Here is an 18202-nt window from a genome sequence, read left to right as displayed (position 1 = left end):
CCGCGGAAGCCGGCGAGCTTTCCCCGATACGACCGCAGGGAGCTGTAACCCCATGCATGATCCGAACGAGCCGGATCGTCACGAGATCCTGACCGGGCCGGGAGACACCCGCCCGGCGTCGAGAAACAGCCGTCAGAGAAAAGCGACGAACAAGAAGCCGCTCATCATCGCCGCGGCGGTGCTGGCGGTCCTGCTCGCCGGAGGCGGCGGCTACATGCTGGCCGGCAACCCGGGCGAGGCGGCCCAGCAGAGCGGCGGCGGCCCCGCGCCGGCCCAGACCAGCGGCGGCACCGACGGCACTGACGACCTCGGTGGCGACGACGCCACGATGGGCGACGTCACCGCCGAGTCCCCCGAGGACGGCGATCTGTCCACCGACGCCCCCGACGACGGCAGCATGGGCGACGTCGCCGACCCCGGCACGGGCGGCACCGCCGACACCGGTTCGACGGGCACGGACTCGCGGCCCGCCACCCAGGCGAACACCGGCGACGGCAGGAAGCCGGCCACGACGTCCCCCACCAGGGCGCCGCAGTCCTCCGGCGGCGACACCCCCGCCGACACCCCGGCCAACGGCCCTGCGGGCGAGGTCGCCGGCCAGTGCTCGAAGAGCGGCTGCTGAGGACGAGCCGCCAGAAAGTGGCATGCCGTCTTATGGGCGGAACTGGCTCTACAAAGGGCCACTTCCGGTCCCTACATTGAGGGCATGACGACTGACAACGCGTCCGCGCTGCGGGCGCTCCATGTGCCCGGCACCCCGTTGATCCTGCCGAACGTCTGGGACGCGGCCTCCGCCCGCGCCGTGCGCGAGGCGGGCTTTCCCGCCGTGGCCACCAGCAGCGCCGCCGTCGCGCACGTGCTGGGCTACGACGACGGCGAGCACACTCCCGTCGGCGAGATGATGGCGGCCATCGCCCGCGTGGCCAGGGCCGTGGAGGGTGTGCCGGTGACGGCCGACGTCGAGCGCGGGTACGGGCTCGCGCCCGCCGAGCTCGTCGAGCGCCTGGCCGAGGCCGGCGCGGCCGGCTGCAACCTTGAGGACTCCCTGCCCGGCCGTGGCGAGATGGTGGATCCGGGGGAGCAGACGGAGTTCCTGGCCGAGGTGCGGGCCGCCGCCGGTGACGCGCTGGTGATCAACGCGAGGGTGGACCTCTACCTGTACGGCAAGGCGCCCAGGCAGGAGGCCGTCGCGCGCGGGCGGCGCTACCTGGAGGCGGGCGCCGACTGCGTGTACCCGATCCTGCTGGCCGACGAGGACGAGATCCGGGCGCTGGTCAGCGAGCTCGGAGCGCCGGTCAACGTGTACTTCGGCGAGCGGACGCCGGGCATCGGAAGGCTGGCGGAGCTCGGGGTGGCCAGGATCAGCTTCGGCAGCGGGCTGCACGAGGCGTCCCACGCCCGCACCAGGGAGCTGATCGCGGCGATCAAGGACGGGCGCGGGCCCTTCTGAACCCTCCGGGTGGGAGCGGTGGCGCGTGGCCACGTACGCTTGCGCTCGTGCTCGTCGCCGCCGCCGTCTGCCCATCGACCCCGCTGGTCGCGCTCGGGATGCCCGAGCTGCGCTCCGCCTGCCACGCCGCGATCGCCGCGCTGCGCGAGGCGCGTCCCGACGCGCTGGTCGTGGTGGGCGGCGCCGAGGCCACCCGCACGTACGAGGCAGGCGCGGCGGGCACCCTGCGCCCCTGGGGCGTGGACCGCACGGCGGGCGCGGGCGAGCCGGTGCTGCCGCTGTCCCTGACCGTCGCCCGCGTGCTCCTCGCAGACGCCGATCCCCAGGGCCTGCAGTCCGTGGCCTTCGGCACGACCACCGCCGGCTGCCTGGCGCTGGGCGAGGAGCTGGGCGGGCGCAGTGACCGGGTGGCGCTGCTGGTCATGGCCGACGGCTCCGCCTGCCTGAGCCCCAGGGCGCCGGGCAGGCACGACGCGGCCGCGGGCCCGTACAACGACCTGATCGCCAAGGCGGTGGCGACCGGCGACGCCGCCACGCTGGCCGCGCTCGACGCCGCGGAGGCCGACCGGCTGTGGGTCAGCGGGCGAGCGGCCCTTCAGGTGCTGGCGGGGGCGGCGGGCGCGCGGGCGTACCGGGGGCGCCTGCTGATGGCGGCGGCGCCGTACGGGGTCGGCTACCTCGCCGGGGCGTGGCTGGCCTGACGCTTCGGCACGGGGATCCGCATCAGGTCGCGGGCCGTCACGACCTCGCCGTCGAAGCTGCGCCGCACCTCCTGGACGAAGGACGGCTCGGCGTCGAACCCGTACCGCTCCGAGAAGTGCGTGAGCACCAGCCTGCGCACGCCCGCGTCGGCCGCCACCACTCCCGCCTCGAACGCCGTCAGATGCCCGTACTCCTTGGCCAGCGCGCTCTCGGCGGACAGGAACGTGGCCTCGATCACCAGCAGGTCCACCCCGGAGGCCAGCTCGAAGACGGAGTCGCAGAGCCGGGTGTCCATCACGAACGCCACGCTCTGGCCGGGCTTCGGCACGCTGCACTCGGCGAGCGTGACGCCGCGCACCGAGCCGGTGCGCTGCAGCTCGCCGATCTCGGGGCCGCGGATGCCGTGGGCGGCCAGCTTCTCGGGCAGCATGCGGCGGCCGGCCGGCTCCTGGACGCGGTAGCCGTACGACTCGACGGGGTGGGACAGGCGGCGCGCGACGAGCGGCCCGACGCCGGCCAGGTCGCCGGAGACGGGATGCTCGGCGATGACGTCGGTGTCGGCGAACACGGCGGCGTGGCGCAGCCGGCGCCAGTACGTCTCGCCGGAGCCGGGGAAGACCGCCCGCACCGGGTGCCGCACCCGATCGCGGGCGATGCGCTGGACGACGCCGGGCACGCCGAGGCAGTGGTCGCCGTGGAAGTGGGTCACGCAGAGCCAGTGCACGTCGTTCGCGCTCAGCCCGGCGTGCACCATCTGCCGCTGGGTGCCCTCGCCCGGGTCGAACAGGAAGCCCTGACCGTCCCAGCGCAGGAGGTAGCCGTTGTGGTTACGGTGTCGGGTAGGAACGGCGCTGGACGTCCCCAGCACCACGAGCTCACGTGAGGACACCATGACCACCACGGTTGCCTTCGCCGAGGTGCCCACGCCTGTGGGCGGCTTCGTGCTGGCCGTCACCGAGATCGGCCTCGTCGCCTCGGGCTGGGGGTCCCGCGACCGGCTGACGGGCCGCCTCGACCTGGCTGAGGTTCATGATGCGGATCGTACGGCCTCCGTCGTCGCCGAGCTGAACGCTTATTTCGCGGGCGAGCTGAAGACGTTCGAGACGCCGATCGACTGGCGGCTCATGTCGGGCTCGCGGCTGCGGGTGCTGCAGGCCCTGCACGAGGTCCCGTACGGCAGGACCGTCACCTACGGTGAGCTGGCCACGCTGAGCGGCTCCAGCGTGCCCGCCCGCGGCATCGGCTCGATCATGGGCTCCAACCCGATCCCGATCTTCGTGCCCTGCCACCGGGTGATCGCGGGCAGCGGGCTGGGCGGGTTCAGCGGCGGAGAGGGCGTGGAGACCAAGCGCTGGTTGCTGACCCACGAGGGGTACCTGCAGCCGACGCTGCTCGATCTCTAGCAAACTTGTCGACGTGCCTCAGCAGCCAGTCATCGCCGTCGTGGGCCCCACGGCCGCAGGAAAGTCCGATCTCGCCGTGGATCTCGCCCTCAGGCTGGGCGGCGAGTGCGTCAACGCCGACTCCATGCAGCTCTACCGCGGCATGGACATCGGCACGGCCAAGCTGACGCGGGAGGAGCGGCGCGGGGTGCCGCACCACCTGCTCGACATCTGGGACGTGACGGTCACGGCCAGCGTGGCCGAGTACCAGAAGCTGACCAGGGCGGTCATCGACGCCGTCGAGGTGCCCGTGCTGGTCGGCGGCAGCGGCCTGTACGTGCGGGCGGCCATCGACGAGCTGGAGTTCCCCGGCACCGATCCGCAGATCAGGGCGCGCCTGGAGTCCGAGCTGGCCGAGCGCGGCCCGGCCCCCCTCTACGAGCGGCTGCGCGAGCGCGACCCGGCCGCCGCCGCGGCGATCCTGCCGAGCAACGGCCGCCGCATCGTGCGGGCGCTGGAGGTGATCGAGCTGTCGGGCCGCCCGTTCTCGGCGACGATGCCCTCCTACGACGCCGTCTACCCGAGCGTCCAGATCGGGCTGGAGGTGCCCAGGCCGGAGCTGGACGCGCGGATCGAGCTCAGGGTCGAGCGCATGTGGGCCGCGGGCCTGGTGGACGAGGTGCGCGACCTGCTCGGGCAGGGGCTGGCGGAGGGGCGCACGGCCGGCCGCGCCCTCGGCTACGCCCAGGTCGTCCGCTTCCTGGAGGGCGAGTGGAGCGAGGAGCAGGCGATGGCGGAGACGGTCAGGCTGACCAGGCGCTTCGCCCGCAGGCAGGAGTCGTGGTTCCGCCGGGACCCGCGGGTGTGGTGGCTGCCGTACGACGCTCCCGACCTGCTTGAGCGGTCCCTGGCGCGAATCGCGGGACACCCGTGCGAATAAACTTTTGCCATGCGCTTTCTCAAGGGGCACGGCACCGAGAACGATTTTGTCATCCTGCCCGATCCCGAGGGCGAGGTCGACGTGTCGGCCGCGCTCGTCGCCAAGATCTGTGACAGGAGAGCAGGCATCGGCGCCGACGGCGTGCTCCGGGTGGCCCGCACCAAGGACAGCCACGAGGTGAGCGATCAGGCGGCGCGGGCCGAGTGGTTCATGGACTACCGCAACTCCGACGGCAGCGTGGCCGAGATGTGCGGCAACGGCGTGCGCGTGTTCGCCCGCTACCTGCTCGAAGCCGGGCTCGAGCACGGCTCGGAGTTCGCGATCGCGACCAGGGGCGGGCTGCGCGAGGTGCGCATCGAGCCCAACGGCGACGTCACGGTGGACATGGGCAAGCCGGTGGTGCACGGGGAGAGCGTGGCCACGCTGGGCGGGCACGAGTACCCCGGGATCTGCGTCGACATGGGCAACCCCCACCTGGCCTGCTCGATCGGCGACCCGGTGGCCCAGCTCGACCTCACCCACCAGCCCGGCTTCGACACCGGCGTCTTCCCCGCAGGGGTCAACGTCGAGCTGTTCAACCCGGTCGGCGTCAGCCGGGCCGTCATGCGCGTCTTCGAGCGCGGCTCGGGCGAGACGCGTTCCTGCGGCACCGGCTCGGTGGCCACGGCCGTCGCCGCCGCGCACCTGTCCGGCGACACCACCGGCACGTGGACCGTCGAGGTGCTGGGCGGCACGCTGACGGTGATCCTCGACCAGGACACCAGCTACCTGTCCGGCCCGGCGGTGATCGTGGCCAGCGGCGAACTGATGCTTGCAGAATGAAGTTCTAATGGGGGATGCTGGGTCTGCTTGGCGAACTGAGAGGTGGACATGGCAGACCCACGCACCACCGCCGTACAGGTGAAGACGCCGATCGGGCAGATCGGCGGCGGATTCATGATCTCCCGAGAGGTCAAGGCCATCTGCGAGGAGCACGGTCTCGGCCCCCGCGAGGTCTACTTCAGAGGTCGCTGCGGCGTGCTCGGCGAGTGCGACGCCGACGTCGTCACCTCCGTGGCCGTCTTCTTCCCCGCCGCGCACGTCGAGGAGAGCTGGAACGGCGGCCGCAAGCTCCCCGCCGACCGGGCCGTCGAGCTCTACACCGCGGCCTGCCACGCGTGGGGCCGCCGCAAGCTGGGCGGATACCAGGGCTGCGCCAGGATCGCCGAGCTGCTGGAGCCGGTCGTCGAGCAGGCCTCACCGGTCGGGGCGCCGCTCTTCGCGGGCTGGCGGGCGGTGCCGCTGCCCGACGACCCGCCCGCCAGGGCCGTGCAGCTCATGCACGTCGTACGCGAGCTGCGCGGCGGCCTGCACGCCAACGCGGTGCTCGCGGCCGGGCTGCACCCGCTGGAGGCGACGCTGGCCACCGAGCACGGCGGCACCCCGCTGGGGCAGTCGCAGGGCGCGGCCATCGCCCGGTTCTTCACCTGGCCGGAGCCGTACGCCGAGCCGGGTCCCGACGTGGTCGCGCGGCGCGCGGCCGTGGAGGAGACCACCGACGACCTCATGGCGCCGGTGTTTTCGGTCCTGACGGACAGCGAATCGGACGAGCTGATCGACCTTCTGCGTTTTGGGCACGCTCGTTGACCTGGCAGACTGGCTGCCCATGGACGTGGACATCTGGGCCTGGGTCGGCGAAACCCAGCAGCAGCTTTCCGAGGCGGGCAACGTTGGCCTCGCCATGGCGCTGGGAGACCTCCCCGCACAGGCCTATGAGGGCCGGTATCCGCAGCTCGACGTCATGGCCCCGGCCATCGCGCAGCAGGCAGAGTCCCTGGAGTTGCCCTGGCTCGAGTTCTACGCCCGCTACTGGCACCTGATCGGCCGCATCGGCGACCGGGCCCAGGGCGCGGTGGCCATCGACGACGCCCAGCAGCTCCTGGCGTTCGCCCAGCGCGAAGACGTGCGCGAGTGCCCGGCCGTCCCGGCCGCCGTCGAGGCGCTGGCCGTCGTCTGGGCCAACACCGACGGCCCCGGCTACGCCACCGACCGCCTCGAGACGCTCGGCGCCTACCTCGAGAGCACCACCCCCGAGAAGCCCGCCTTCGCCGGACTGGTGACGCAGTACGTCGCGGCCCTCATCGACGCGGGCAAGCCGGGCGAGGCCGTGACCTACGCCGAGTCCGCCGTCGAGCGGCTGCGCACGGCCGGCCGCGAGGCGAGCTGGGAGCTGGGCGCCGAGAGCGCCCGAGCGCTGCTGGCCGCCGGGCGCGCCTCCGACGCGCTCGACGCGCTGCAGGCCGCGGCCGGGTTCCAGGCCGACGACCCGGTGGCCAAGGAGCACCGCGACGGCGTGCGCCGGGCCCTCATCCTGGCCACCCTCGACCGCATCGCCGAGGCCGTCGACGCGCTGCCCGACCTCGACGTGGTCGGCGAGCACCCGCGGGTGTGGGTCGAGTGGTCGCAGGCGGTCAACAAGCTGGCCGGCTCGGCGCAGATCACCAACACCTGGCAGCTCGGCCGGGTCGTGCGCCAGTGGATGGACTACTTCGGCATGATGGGCGGCTACCGCTCCCGCGTCGAGCTCGCGCTGGTCGCGGGCGAGCTGGCCATCGGCAGGCAGGGCGTCTGGCAGGCCAGGCTGCTGGCCGACCTGGCCGAGTCCGGCACCGCCGAGCTGCGCGAGGCCGGCGACCTGAGCGAGCGCATCGCCGCGCTGCGGGCCACCGCCGACGCCACCGCCGAGCCCCAGGCCCCCGGCCCCGTGGAGGAGCGGGTCGGCCTGTTCGACGCCGCCGACGGCTTCAACGCCGACCCCGAGAAGTGGGTGGGCTGGCTGGCCCCGCTGTCCGGCCAGGACATCGAGGCCACCCGCCGGCACACCACCACGCTCGGCTTCCTCGGCTACCCCGCCACCGGCGCCGACATCTACTGGAAGCTGCTGGTCGACAGCGGCGACATCGCCGGCGCCGACTCCGACGACGTGGCCTACCTCACCACGCTGCTCATCGAGGCCCGCCAGGACGAGCGCCTGGAGCAGATGGCCGCCCTGCTGCCGCACGCCGCCCAGCACCTCACGCTGGCCAGGCTGCACAGCGCCCGCGAGCGCTGGCAGGAGACGGCCGACGCGGCCGAGCACGCCATCGCGGCCGGGGCCGGCATCGAGGCCCGCCGCCTGCTGTCCGGCGCCGCCCAGCAGCTCGACGCCAACGGCAGGGCCGCCGAGGTGCTGCTGGAGGTGCTCGACGAGCTGGTCGACGAGGACGTCTGGCGCATGATCGTCATGGCCACCTCGGCGGAGGACTGGGAGACCGTACGCAAGGGCGCCGCCAAGATCGGCATGCCGATCAAGTCCAAGGAGGGCCCGATCGAGGAGGAGATGGGCCTCATCCGGCTCATCCTCCCCGCGCCCGACGGCGGCCAGCGCCAGGTCCTGTCCATCCGCACCGGCCCCGCCACCGCCAGGCTCGCGCTGCCGCAGCCGCGCGGCATGGAGTACAACGCGGGCGACCTGGTCGTGTTCGACCCGCAGCTCCTCGAGCCCGTCCCCGACGACCCGCAGGAGCAGCAGAACTTCGTGCCCCCGTTCGCCGCGGTGCGCATCCTGCGGCCCGGCGGCTACACCAGCTTCTTCTTCGACGGCGCCGCGCCGAGTGAGGAGGACTGGGCGGAGTTCACCGAGGTCATGGCCGAGCGCGGCTGGCCGATGTGGGTCTACAGCGACGAGAACTACACCGTCACCCACCCGACCAGCGGCGAGTCGCTGCCGGGCGTGTTCGGCTGGGTCGCGGTGCCGCCGGACGTGTCGCCCTCCGAGGTCGACGCGCTGCTCGACGACGCCACCGAGCGGTGGGTGCATCCGCTGGCCTGGCTCGACCTGGCCCGCGAGATCGACGTGGAGGTCGAGCGGCACGAGCGCATCGTCAAGGAGTACGGCCTGTAGGTCCGTCTCCGGCCCGGGCGGCCTGCCGGCGGCGGGCCACCTCTCACGTGGAGGTGGTTCGCCGATGGCGGGCCGCCTTCGCGTGTGGGTGGTTCGCCGATGGCGGGCCGCCTTCGCGTGTGGGTGGTTCGCCGATGGCGGGCCGCCTCTTGCGTGTGGGTGGTTCGCCGATGCGGGCCGCCTTCGCGTGCGGGTGGCCGACCGGGAGCGGGCCGGGAAGCGGGCACGGCGATGCGGAGCAAGCCCTTGCTGTGCGATCCTCCCCGGGAAGGCTTTCACCGGCGGAAGGAACGCGGGTCAGTGGGCGACGTGCGGAGTACGGATCCAGGCGTGCTGGGGCGGTTCCGGCTCGACGGCAAGGTGGCGATCGTCACCGGGGCCTCCGCCGGGCTGGGGGTGGCGTTCGCGCGCGGCCTGGCCGAGGCGGGCGCCGACGTGGTGATCTGCGCCCGGCGCAAGGAGCGGCTGGAGGAGACGCGGCACCTGGTGGAGGAGACCGGCCGCCGGTGCCTGGCCGTGCCCGCCGACGTGGCGCGGCCCGACGAGTGCGAGGCCGTCGTGGCCGCCGCCGTCGAGGCCATGGGCTCCGTGGACGTGCTGATCAACAACGCCGGGGTCGGCACCGCCGTGCCCGCGCTGCGCGAGGCGCCCGAGGAGTTCCGCCGGGTCGTCGAGATCAATCTGCACGGGACGTACTGGATGGCGCAGGCGTGCGCCCGCGTGATGCGGCCGGGCTCGTCGATCGTGAACATCGGCAGCATCCTCGGCGAGACCACCGCTGGGCTGCCGCAGGCCGCCTACAGCGCGTCCAAGGCGGGGGTGGTCGGGCTGACGCGCGACCTGGCCCAGCAGTGGACCGGGCGCCGCGGCATCCGGGTCAACTGCCTGGAGCCCGGCTTCTTCGCCTCGGAGATGACCGAGCAGTACAAGCCGGGCTACCTGGAGCACATGATGCAGTCGCGGGTGGTCATGCAGCGGGCCGGCGACCCGGCCGAGCTGGTGGCGGCCGCGGTGTTCCTGGCGAGCGACGCGGCCTCGTACATCACCGGGGTCGCGCTGCCGGTGGACGGCGGCATCCTGATCACGTAGCGAGCGGTCATTCGGGCAGCAGGTCGTGGTGGGCGGCCAGGAAGCCGGCGTGGAAGCGGGTGCGCGCGCCCAGCTGCTCGCACAGCACCTGCACGCGGCGCTGCACCGTGCGGGGGCTCAGGCCGAGCTGCCGGGCGATGGCGTCGTCCTTCATGCCGGCCGCCAGCAGGGCCAGCACCTCCTCGTCCGGGCCGCGCCGGTCCTGCTCCAGGCCGTCCGGGGTCAGGCGCAGCGGGACGGCGGCCCGCCACAACGTCTCGAACAGGCCCACCAGCGCGTCCAGCAGCGCCGACGGGTGCACGACCAGGGCGCTCTCCACGGCGCGGTCCTCGTCGGAGACCAGCGGGAGGACGGCGGTGCGGGCGTCGGCGATGGCGAGCTTGACCGGCACCTGGCCGAGCCGGGCCTGCTCGCCGTCGGCGATGGCACGGCGGGTGTGAGCCAGCATGCCGGGCTGCTCGAAGGCGAGCGGGCTGTAGATGCCGCGGGTGACGGGGGCGCCCTGGCGGGCGGCGCGGCGGCGGTTCTCGCGGTCGTCGCTGATGTCCACCGCGTACGGCGGATGCACCAGCACCAGCATCTCCCGGGTGGCGTTGCGTTCGAGCTGGAGATACCGCCTGGCCACGGCGTCGCGGCCGGTCACGACCTCCAGCACCTCCTCCGGATGCGGCCCGCCGCGGTCGGCGACCTCGGTGGCCAGGAGGGCGGCGGCGGCGCGGCTGTGGGTGAGCTCCTCCTGGCGGCGGGCGACGAGGATGTCGATGGCGATGTTCGGGGGCGTGGCGACGAGGCGGAGCGGGCGGCCGGCCACGCGGGAGATCAGGCCGAGGTCCTCCAGCCTGGGCAGCATGCGGCGGATGGCGGCGGCCGACGAGCCGGTCTCGGCGGCCAGCTCGCTCAGCGTCGCCGGGCCGTGCCGGAGCAGGGCCCGGTAGGCGGTCTCCTCGGCGACGGTGACGCCGAGTCCTTCGAGTAAACGCCGCTGTTGCGCCATGTCGCCCTTTCCCCCGCAAGCTCAGCGTACTGGTACTTTGTCGCGAATGATCTCCCCTTATGTGCGTTCGTACCAGCCCCGGGATCTGGACAGCGTCTACGACATCTGCGTGCGCACCGCCGACGCCGGAGGCGACGCCCGCGGCATGTACGCCTCCGACCGGCTCATGGGCGACCTGTTCGCCGCCCCGTACGTGATCCTCGAGCCCGAGCACGCCCACGTGGTGGACGACGGCCAGGGCAACGCCGTCGGCTACATCGTGGGCACGGCCGACACCGGGCGGTTCGTGCGCCGTTACCGCGAGGAGTGGATCCCGCGCGCGGCGCTGCCCGCGCCCGCCGGCCCGCCCGTCACGCGCGACGACGAGATGCTGGCGCTGCACCACCGCCCCGAGCGGATGATCCTGCCCGAGCTGGCGGGGCACCCGGCGCACCTGCACATCGACCTGCTGCCGGACTGGCAGGGCAAGGGCTGGGGGCGCAGCCTCATGGGCGCCTTCGTCGACGGCCTGCGCGAGGCGGGGGTCGCGGGGCTGCACCTGAGCATGCTGACCAGCAACGTGGCGGCGCGGGCCTTCTACGACCGGCTGGGGTTCGAGGAGCTGGCCGTGCCGGGCGCGGGTGTGGTCACGTATCTCGTACGGGACACCTCGCCCGTGCGGTAGCTCTTGTTCCGGCGGGTCCTGGACTCTATGGTCGTTGCGTAGTCCGGTGTGTGTTGCGTAATAAGGAACAACCGGAGGCACCATGAGCCGACCTCGTTTGGTGATCGTGGGAGCGGGGATCGTGGGCTGCGCCCTCGCCGACGAGCTCACCGAGCGGGGGTGGACGGACGTCACGGTCGTGGACCAGGGCCCCCTCTTCGCCGCCGGAGGCTCCAGCTCCCACGCCCCCGGCCTCGTCTTCCAGACGAACCCGTCCAAGACGATGACCGAGTTCGCCGCCTACACCGTGGCCAAGTACACGGCGCTGGGCGGCGACTGCTTCAGGCAGGTGGGCGGGCTGGAGGTGGCCACCACCCCGGAGCGCTGGACCGACCTGCACCGCAAGCACGGCTGGGCCGAGTCGTGGGGCGTCGAGGCGCGGCTGCTCGACGCCGGGCAGTGCGCCGCGCTGTGGCCGATGCTCGCCCAGGACCGGGTGCTCGGCGGGCTGCACGTGCCGGGCGACGGGCTCGCGGCGGCGGTGCCCTGCGGCCAGGCGCAGGCGGCGCGGGCCGTCGAGCGCGGGGCCAGGCTCCTGCCCGGGCACACCGTGGTCGGGATCGAGCAGCGGGGCGGGCGGGTCACCGGGGTCTCCGTCGTGACGTCGGGGGAGTACCGGACGATCCCGGCGGACGTGGTGGTGTGCGCGGCAGGGTTCTGGGGGCCGTCGATCGGGAAGCTGGCCGGGCTGACCGTGCCGCTGTTGCCCCTGGCCCACCAGTACGCCAAGTCAGGGCCGCTGGGCCGGCGGGAGCAGGGCCCGATCCTGCGCCACCAGGACCGCGACCTGTACTTCCGGCAGCACGGCGACCGCATCGGCATCGGCTCCTACTCCCACCGCCCCATGCCGGTCGCCCAGGACGAGATCGGCCCCCGGTCCACCACGATGCCGTCGGTGCAGGCGTTCACCGAGGAGGACTTCGACCCCGCCTGGCGCGACGCGGTCGAGCTGCTGCCGGCGCTGGCCGAGTCCAAGTACGAGGACGGCATCAACGGGATCTTCTCCTTCACCCCCGACGGCTTCCCGCTGATCGGTGAGGCCCCGCATCTCGACGGGTTCTGGCTGGCCGAGGCCGTGTGGGTGACGCACTCGGCCGGGGTGGCGCGGGCGCTGGCCCAGGTGTTGGTGGACGGGCGCTCGGCCGTCGACCTGCACGAGTGCGAGCTGAACCGGTTCGAGCGCACGCAGCTCTCACCCGCCTTCATCGAGGAGCGCGGGAAGCAGAACTTCGTCGAGGTCTACGACATCATCCATCCGCTGCAGCCGATGGAGTCGCCCCGGCCGCTGCGGACCAGCCCGTTCCATCCGCGGCAGCGGGAGCTGGGCGCGTTCTTCCTGGAGTCGGCCGGGTGGGAGCGGCCGCACTGGTTCGAGGCGAACACGCCGCTGCTGGAGGAGCTCGTCCGGCGGCGCAGGGACGCCTTCGCCGACGTCCCGGAGGAGGCGCGCGGCGCGGCCACGGAGCCGTTGCTCGGGCTGGCGCAGCGGGACGAGTGGGCGAGGCGCTACTGGTCGCCGATCGCCGCCGCCGAGTCGTACGCGGCCAGGGAGGGCGTGGCGCTCTTCGACATGACGCCGCTGAAGCGGATCGAGGTCAGCGGGCCGGGATCGGCGGCGTTCCTGCAGCGGATGACCACGAACAACGTGGACAGGAAGCCCGGCTCGGTCACCTACACGCTGCTGCTGGACGCCGGCGGCGGCATCCGGTCGGACCTCACGGTGGCGCGGCTGGAGGAGGACACGTTCCAGGTCGGCGCGAACGGCAACCTCGACCTCGACTGGCTGACCAGGCACGCGCCCGGCGGGGTGCGGGTGCGCGACCTGACGCCGGGCACGTGCTGCGTCGGGGTGTGGGGACCGCGGGCCAGGGAACTGGTGCAGGGGCTGACGGACATGGACCTGTCGCACGAGAACTTCCGCTACTTCGGCTGCAAGTCCGGATATGTCGGTCAGGTGCCGGTGCTGGCGATGCGGGTCTCGTACGTGGGCGAGCTGGGCTGGGAGCTCTACACCACGGCCGACATGGGGCTCAAGCTGTGGGACACGCTGTGGGCGCCGGGGACGGCGGTCGCCGGGGGCCGGGCCGCCTTCAACAGCCTGCGGCTGGAGAAGGGGTACCGGCTCTGGGGCGTGGACATGACGACCGAGCACAACCCGTACGAGGCGGGGCTGGGCTTCGCGGTCAGGGACGACAAGGACTTCATCGGGCGCGACGCGCTGTCGAAGGACGTCACGCGCAGGCTGGTGCCGTTGCTCAGCACCCAGGTCGTCATGGGCAAGGAGCCGGTCAGGCACGGCGGACGCACGGTCGGCTACGTCACCAGCGCCGCCTACGGCCACACCGTCCAGTACCCCATCGCCTACGCCTGGCTGCCGGCCGAGCTGGCGGAGCCAGGGACGCATGTTGACATCTCCTACTTCGGCCGCCGCGTGCCCGCGGAGGTCGCCGCCGAGCCGCTGTACGACCCCGGGATGGAGAAGATCAGGCGTTGACCCACCCCGACTTCCTCTGGCGCAACCCCGAGCCCAAGCCCGCCTACGACGTCGTCATCGTGGGCGGCGGCGGCCACGGCCTGGCCACCGCCTACTACCTGGCCAAGAACCACGGCCTCACGAACGTGGCCGTCCTGGAACGCGGCTGGCTGGCCGGCGGCAACATGGCCCGCAACACCACGATCATCCGCTCCAACTACCTGTGGGACGAGAGCGCCGCGATCTACGAGCACTCCCTCAGACTCTGGGAGGGGCTGAGCGCGGAGCTGGACTACGACCTGCAGTTCAGCCAGCGCGGCGTGCTCAACCTGGCGCACAACCTGGGCGACGTGCGCGAGGGCAGGCGCCGGGTGAACGCCAACCGGCTCAACGGCGTGGACGCCGAATGGCTCGAACCCGACGAGGTCAAGAAGTTCTGCCCGATCATCAACGTCTCGGGCAGTGCCCGCCATCCCGTCATGGGGGCCACGCTGCAACGGCGCGGCGGCATCGCCAAGCACGACCACGTGGCCTGGGCGCTGGCGCGCGGGGCCGACGCGTACGGGGTGGACCTGATCCAGGGCTGCGAGGTCACCGGCTTCGAGACGCTGCGCGACCGGGTCGTCGCCGTGCGGACCTCGCGCGGCCGGATCGCCGCGGGAAAGGTCGCGCTCGCCGCGGCCGGGCACACCTCGGTGCTCGCCGCGCAGGCCGGGATCCGTCTGCCGCTGCAGTCGCACCCGCTGCAGGCGCTGGTGTCGGAGCTGCTGGAGCCGGTGCTCGGCTGCGTGGTCATGTCGAACGCCGTCCACGTGTACGTCAGCCAGGCGCACAAGGGGGAGCTGGTCATGGGGGCGGGCATCGACGCGTACAACTCCTACGGCCAGCGGGGCGACGCCCACGTGATCGAGGCGCAGATGGCGGCGGCGCTGGAGCTGTTCCCGGTCTTCAGCCGGGTGCGGGTGCTGCGGACGTGGGCCGGCATCGTGGACGTCTCGCCCGACGCCTCGCCGATCATCGGCCGCACGCCCGTGGACGGCCTGTACGTCAACGCGGGCTGGGGCACCGGCGGCTTCAAGGCCACGCCGGGCTCCGGCTGGGTGTACGCCGACACGATCGCCCACGAACGGCCGCACCCGCTGGCGGAGCCGTTCGCGCTGGAGAGGTTCACCACGGGGGCGCTCATCGACGAGCACGGTGCGGCGGCGGTGGCGCACTGATGCTGCTCCTGCACTGCCCGCACTGCGGCCCCCGCGACGGGAACGAGTTCCACTACGGCGGCCAGGCCGGCGTCTCCTACCCGGCCGGCGAGACCTCCGACGAGGAGTGGGCGGCCTACGTCTTCATGCGCGACAACCCCAAGGGCTGGTTCCACGAGCGCTGGTTCCACGTGCACGGCTGCCGGACCTGGTTCACCGTCGAGCGGCACACGGTCACCCACGAGATGAGGGACCCTCGATGAGGTTCACGTTCGACGGCCGCGAGCTGCGGGGCGAGCCGGGCGACACGCTGGCGGCGGCGCTGCTGCGCAACGGCGTGCGGGTGGTCGGCCGCAGCGTGGCGCTGGGCCGGCCGCGCGGCGTCTTCACCGCCGGGCCCGAGGAGCCGAACGCGCTGGTCAGGGTGGGCGCGGACCCGATGCTGGCGGCCACGGTCGTGGAGCTGCACGACGGGCTGGAGGCGTGGAGCCTGCGCGGCAAGGGCCGCGTGGACCTCGACGCCGTGGACGATCGGCGCTGCGACAAGGGATACCTGCACTGCGACGTGCTCGTGGTCGGCGGCGGCCCCGCCGGGCTGGCCGCCGCGGTGGCGGCGGGGCGGGCGGGCGCGCGGGTGATCCTCGTGGACGAGCAGCCGCGGCTGGGCGGCGACCTGCTCAACGCGCGCCTGCTCCTCGACGGCGAGCCCGCGCTCACCTGGGTGGCGGGGCTCGACCTGCCGGGACGGGTGCTCACCCGGACGACCGCCGTCGGCTACCACGACCACAACTACGTGGTGGCCGTGGAGCGCCGGGCGCGGGGCGAGAGGCTGTGGCACATCAGGGCGCGCGAGGTGGTGCTGGCGACGGGGGCGCACGAGCGCTCGGTCGCCTTCCCCGGCAACGACCGGCCCGGCGTGATGCTGGCCTCCGCCGCTCGCGCCTACGCCAACCGGTACGGGGTCGCGCCGTGGCGGCGGGCCGTCGTGTTCGCGTGCGCGGACTCCGGGTACGAGGCGGCCCGGGACCTGGCCGCGGCAGGGGTGGAGATCGCCGCCGTGGTGGACCCGCGCGTGGCGGGCGACGTCGTGACCGGCACGACGGGCGACGCGGACGGCGTGCTGGACGGCGTCCGGGTGGGCTCGCGGCACGTCGAGGCCGATTTGCTGGCCGTCGCGGGCGGCTGGAACCCGGCGGTGCACCTGTTCAGCCAGTCCCAGGGCCGGGTCCGCTTCGACGAGGAGCTGCGGGCCTTCGTCCCGGGTGTCTCCGCGCAGGCGGAGCGCTCGGCCGGGGCGTGCAGGGGCCTGTACGGCACCCGCGAGGCCATCGCCGACGGCTACGCGGCGGGAGCGGAGGCCGCCGGGCACAGCGCGCATGGGCTGCGGGTGCCCGAGTGCGACGAGCGGCCGCAGCGCCCGCCGGCCGGCCTGTGGATGGTCGAGGGAGAGCTCGCGTTCGCCGACCTGCACCGGGACGTGACCGTGGCCGACCTGGCCAGGGCCACGGGGGCCGGGATGCGCTCGGTCGAGCACGTCAAGCGCTACACCACCGCCGGCACCGGCGCCGACCAGGGCAAGACCTCGGGCGCGGTGGTCGCCGGCGTCATGTCCGCCCTCCTCGGCGCCGCGCCCGGCCAGGTGGGCACGACCACGTTCCGCCCGCCGTACGTGCCGGTGTCGTTCGCCACCCTCGCCGGACGCGACCGCGGCGAGCTGTCCGACCCCGTCAGGACCACCGCCATGCACGACGCCCACGTGGCCAGGGGCGCGGTCTTCGAGAACGTCGGCCAGTGGAAACGCCCCTGGTACTTCCCTCTGGACGGCGAGCCGATGCAGGAGGCCGTCCTGCGGGAGTGCCGCGCGGCCCGCACCGGCGTGGCCGCCATGGACGCCTCCACCCTCGGCAAGATCGACATCCGGGGCGCGGACGCCGGGGCGTTCCTCGACCGCGTCTACACGAACCTGTACTCCACGCTCGCCGTCGGCGCCTGCCGCTACGGCCTGATGTGCGGGGCGGACGGGATGGTGCTCGACGACGGCACCACCACCAGGCTCGCCGAGGACCGCTTCCTCATGACCACGACCACGGGCAACGCCGCCGCGGTGCTCGACTGGCTGGAGGAGTGGCACCAGACGGAGTGGCCCGGCATGGACGTGTCGTTCACCTCGGTCACCGACCACTGGGCGACCGTGGTGGTGGCGGGGCCGCGCGCCAGGGAGGTGATCGCGGCCGTCGCGCCCGGGGCGCTCGACCTGGCGTTCATGCGGTACGCGGAGGCCGACGTGCTGGGGGTGCCCGGGAGGGTGTTCAGGATCAGCTTCTCGGGGGAGCTGGCGTACGAGGTGAACGTGCCGTGGGCCTACGGGCGGGCGTTGTGGGAGGCGGTGCTGGAGCTGGGGGCGGTGCCGTACGGGACCGAGACCATGCACGTGCTGCGAGCCGAGAAGGGCTTCGCGATCGTCGGGCAGGAGACCGACGGGACCGTCACCCCGCAGGACCTGGGCATGTCGTGGATCGTCTCCCGGCGCAAGCCCGACTACGTGGGCAAGCGCTCGCACGCCCGCCCCGACACCGCCGGAGGCGACCGCAAGCGCCTCGTCGGCCTGCTTCCCGACGACCCGGAGGCGCTGGTGGAGGAGGGCGCCCAGCTCGTGGCCGCGGGCCAGGGCCCGCCGATGCTCGGTCACGTGACCTCCAGCTATCGCAGCGCCGCGCTCGGCCGGACGTTCTGCCTGGCCCTGGCCAGGGAGGTGGCGCCCGGCGACCGGCTGACCGCCGTGTCCGGGGACGCGGCGCTCCCGATGACCGTCGTGGAGCCGGTCTTCCACGACCCGGACAACGCCCGCCGCGATGGCGAGCCGCTGACCCGGGCACGGACCCTGGGCGGGTTCGAGGCGCGCGCCGAGAGCCCGGCGGCCGCGTTCGCGGCGCGGTTCGAGGCGGCGGGCGGCGAGCGGGTGCGGCTGCGTGAGGTGCCGTTCGAGCCGATGTGGGAGGTGCGGGGCGCGGACCCGGGCGTGGGCCTGCGCTTGGGGCCGTCCTGGTGGCTGGTGGCCGGGAACATCGGGACGGCGGGGCCGGGCTGGGTGGACGTCTCGGGGCAGCGGACGATCCTGGAGCTGTCGGGCCCGGCGGCCGAGGACGTGCTGATCACCGGCTGCCCCCTCGACCTGCATCCGGACGTCTTCCCTGGCCACGCCCAGACCCTGCTCGGCAAGACCGCGGTCGTCCTGGAGCGGCGTGCCCCCGGCGCCTGGCGGGTCTACGTGCGGTCGTCCTTCACCCGCTACCTCGCAGAGTGGCTGATCGACGCCATCGACGCGATATAGGTCCATATTTGGGCATT

16 protein-coding genes are annotated in these 18202 nt (G+C 73.3%); 14 read left to right on the top strand and 2 right to left on the bottom strand.

Annotation, left to right across the window (positions count from 1 at the left end; all coding sequences use genetic code 11):
* Nucleotides 1–52: 52 nt before the first annotated feature.
* The 3 genes from HD597_RS38880 (at nt 53) to HD597_RS38870 (ending at nt 2151) form a co-directional block, all read left to right on the top strand.
* Nucleotides 53–622 (top strand): hypothetical protein, encoded by a 570-nt coding sequence (locus tag HD597_RS38880; protein WP_253749100.1) that lies wholly within the window; start codon nt 53–55, stop codon nt 620–622.
* Nucleotides 623–706: 84 nt separating this feature from the next.
* Nucleotides 707–1450: an isocitrate lyase/PEP mutase family protein gene (locus HD597_RS38875; protein WP_253749098.1), complete on the top strand. Its 744-nt coding sequence runs from the start codon at nt 707–709 to the stop codon at nt 1448–1450.
* Nucleotides 1451–1497: 47 nt separating this feature from the next.
* A complete protein-coding gene (locus HD597_RS38870) occupies nt 1498–2151 on the top strand; it encodes a class III extradiol ring-cleavage dioxygenase family protein (protein WP_253749096.1) in 654 nt (217 codons plus the stop codon).
* On the opposite strand, the gene HD597_RS38865 is transcribed toward HD597_RS38870, so the two are convergent.
* Nucleotides 2124–3041 carry a ribonuclease Z gene (locus tag HD597_RS38865; RefSeq protein ID WP_253759643.1) on the bottom strand — a complete coding sequence of 306 codons (918 nt, stop codon included), beginning with the start codon at nt 3039–3041 and terminating at the stop codon, nt 2124–2126. The genes HD597_RS38870 and HD597_RS38865 overlap by 28 nt on opposite strands.
* Before the next feature lies 1 nt (nt 3042).
* Between HD597_RS38865 and HD597_RS38860 the strand changes: the two genes are divergently transcribed.
* The 6 genes from HD597_RS38860 to HD597_RS38835 all read left to right on the top strand — a co-directional run bounded on the left by HD597_RS38860 (nt 3043) and on the right by HD597_RS38835 (nt 9485).
* Nucleotides 3043–3555 (top strand): methylated-DNA--[protein]-cysteine S-methyltransferase, encoded by a 513-nt coding sequence (locus HD597_RS38860; protein ID WP_253749094.1) that lies wholly within the window; start codon nt 3043–3045, stop codon nt 3553–3555.
* A gap of 13 nt (nt 3556–3568) precedes the next feature.
* Nucleotides 3569–4474 (top strand): tRNA (adenosine(37)-N6)-dimethylallyltransferase MiaA, encoded by a 906-nt coding sequence (gene miaA, locus HD597_RS38855; protein ID WP_253749092.1) that lies wholly within the window; start codon nt 3569–3571, stop codon nt 4472–4474.
* 9 nt (nt 4475–4483) lie between these two features.
* Nucleotides 4484–5296 (top strand): diaminopimelate epimerase, encoded by an 813-nt coding sequence (gene dapF / locus HD597_RS38850; protein ID WP_253749090.1) that lies wholly within the window; start codon nt 4484–4486, stop codon nt 5294–5296.
* Nucleotides 5297–5344: 48 nt separating this feature from the next.
* Complete coding sequence (locus HD597_RS38845) at nt 5345–6100, top strand: SCO6745 family protein (RefSeq protein WP_253749088.1); 756 nt, start codon at nt 5345–5347, stop codon at nt 6098–6100.
* Nucleotides 6084–8396: a tetratricopeptide repeat protein gene (locus HD597_RS38840; RefSeq protein WP_253749086.1), complete on the top strand. Its 2313-nt coding sequence runs from the start codon at nt 6084–6086 to the stop codon at nt 8394–8396. The genes HD597_RS38845 and HD597_RS38840 overlap by 17 nt, the downstream gene beginning before the upstream one ends.
* A 330-nt stretch (nt 8397–8726) precedes the next feature.
* Entirely contained in the window at nt 8727–9485 is a 759-nt protein-coding gene (locus tag HD597_RS38835; RefSeq protein ID WP_253749084.1) for an SDR family NAD(P)-dependent oxidoreductase, read from the top strand.
* Nucleotides 9486–9492: 7 nt separating this feature from the next.
* Here the strand turns inward: HD597_RS38835 and HD597_RS38830 are convergent, their stop codons facing one another.
* A complete protein-coding gene (locus HD597_RS38830; RefSeq protein ID WP_253749082.1) occupies nt 9493–10479 on the bottom strand; it encodes a helix-turn-helix transcriptional regulator in 987 nt (328 codons plus the stop codon).
* A 46-nt stretch (nt 10480–10525) separates the two neighbouring features.
* Here HD597_RS38830 and HD597_RS38825 point away from each other — a divergent pair, with 46 nt between their 5' ends.
* The 5 genes from HD597_RS38825 (at nt 10526) to HD597_RS38805 (ending at nt 18185) form a co-directional block, all read left to right on the top strand.
* On the top strand, nt 10526–11143 hold the full coding sequence (locus tag HD597_RS38825) for a GNAT family N-acetyltransferase (protein WP_253749080.1): 618 nt from the start codon (nt 10526–10528) through the stop codon (nt 11141–11143).
* An 82-nt stretch (nt 11144–11225) separates the two neighbouring features.
* Entirely contained in the window at nt 11226–13676 is a 2451-nt protein-coding gene (locus tag HD597_RS38820) for a GcvT family protein (RefSeq protein ID WP_253749078.1), read from the top strand.
* Nucleotides 13673–14875, top strand: coding sequence for a sarcosine oxidase subunit beta family protein (locus tag HD597_RS38815; protein WP_253749076.1), 1203 nt, complete (start codon nt 13673–13675; stop codon nt 14873–14875). The genes HD597_RS38820 and HD597_RS38815 overlap by 4 nt, the downstream gene beginning before the upstream one ends.
* On the top strand, nt 14875–15117 hold the full coding sequence (locus HD597_RS38810) for a sarcosine oxidase subunit delta (protein ID WP_253749074.1): 243 nt from the start codon (nt 14875–14877) through the stop codon (nt 15115–15117). The genes HD597_RS38815 and HD597_RS38810 overlap by 1 nt, the downstream gene beginning before the upstream one ends.
* Nucleotides 15114–18185, top strand: a complete 3072-nt coding sequence (locus HD597_RS38805) for a 2Fe-2S iron-sulfur cluster-binding protein (RefSeq protein WP_308210779.1) — start codon at nt 15114–15116, stop codon at nt 18183–18185. The genes HD597_RS38810 and HD597_RS38805 overlap by 4 nt, the downstream gene beginning before the upstream one ends.
* Nucleotides 18186–18202 lie beyond the last annotated feature (17 nt).

Origin of the sequence: Nonomuraea thailandensis (assembly GCF_024172165.1) — a bacterium.
Lineage (GTDB): Bacteria > Actinomycetota > Actinomycetes > Streptosporangiales > Streptosporangiaceae > Nonomuraea > Nonomuraea thailandensis.
This window is presented reverse-complemented; position numbering and strand designations above follow the sequence as displayed.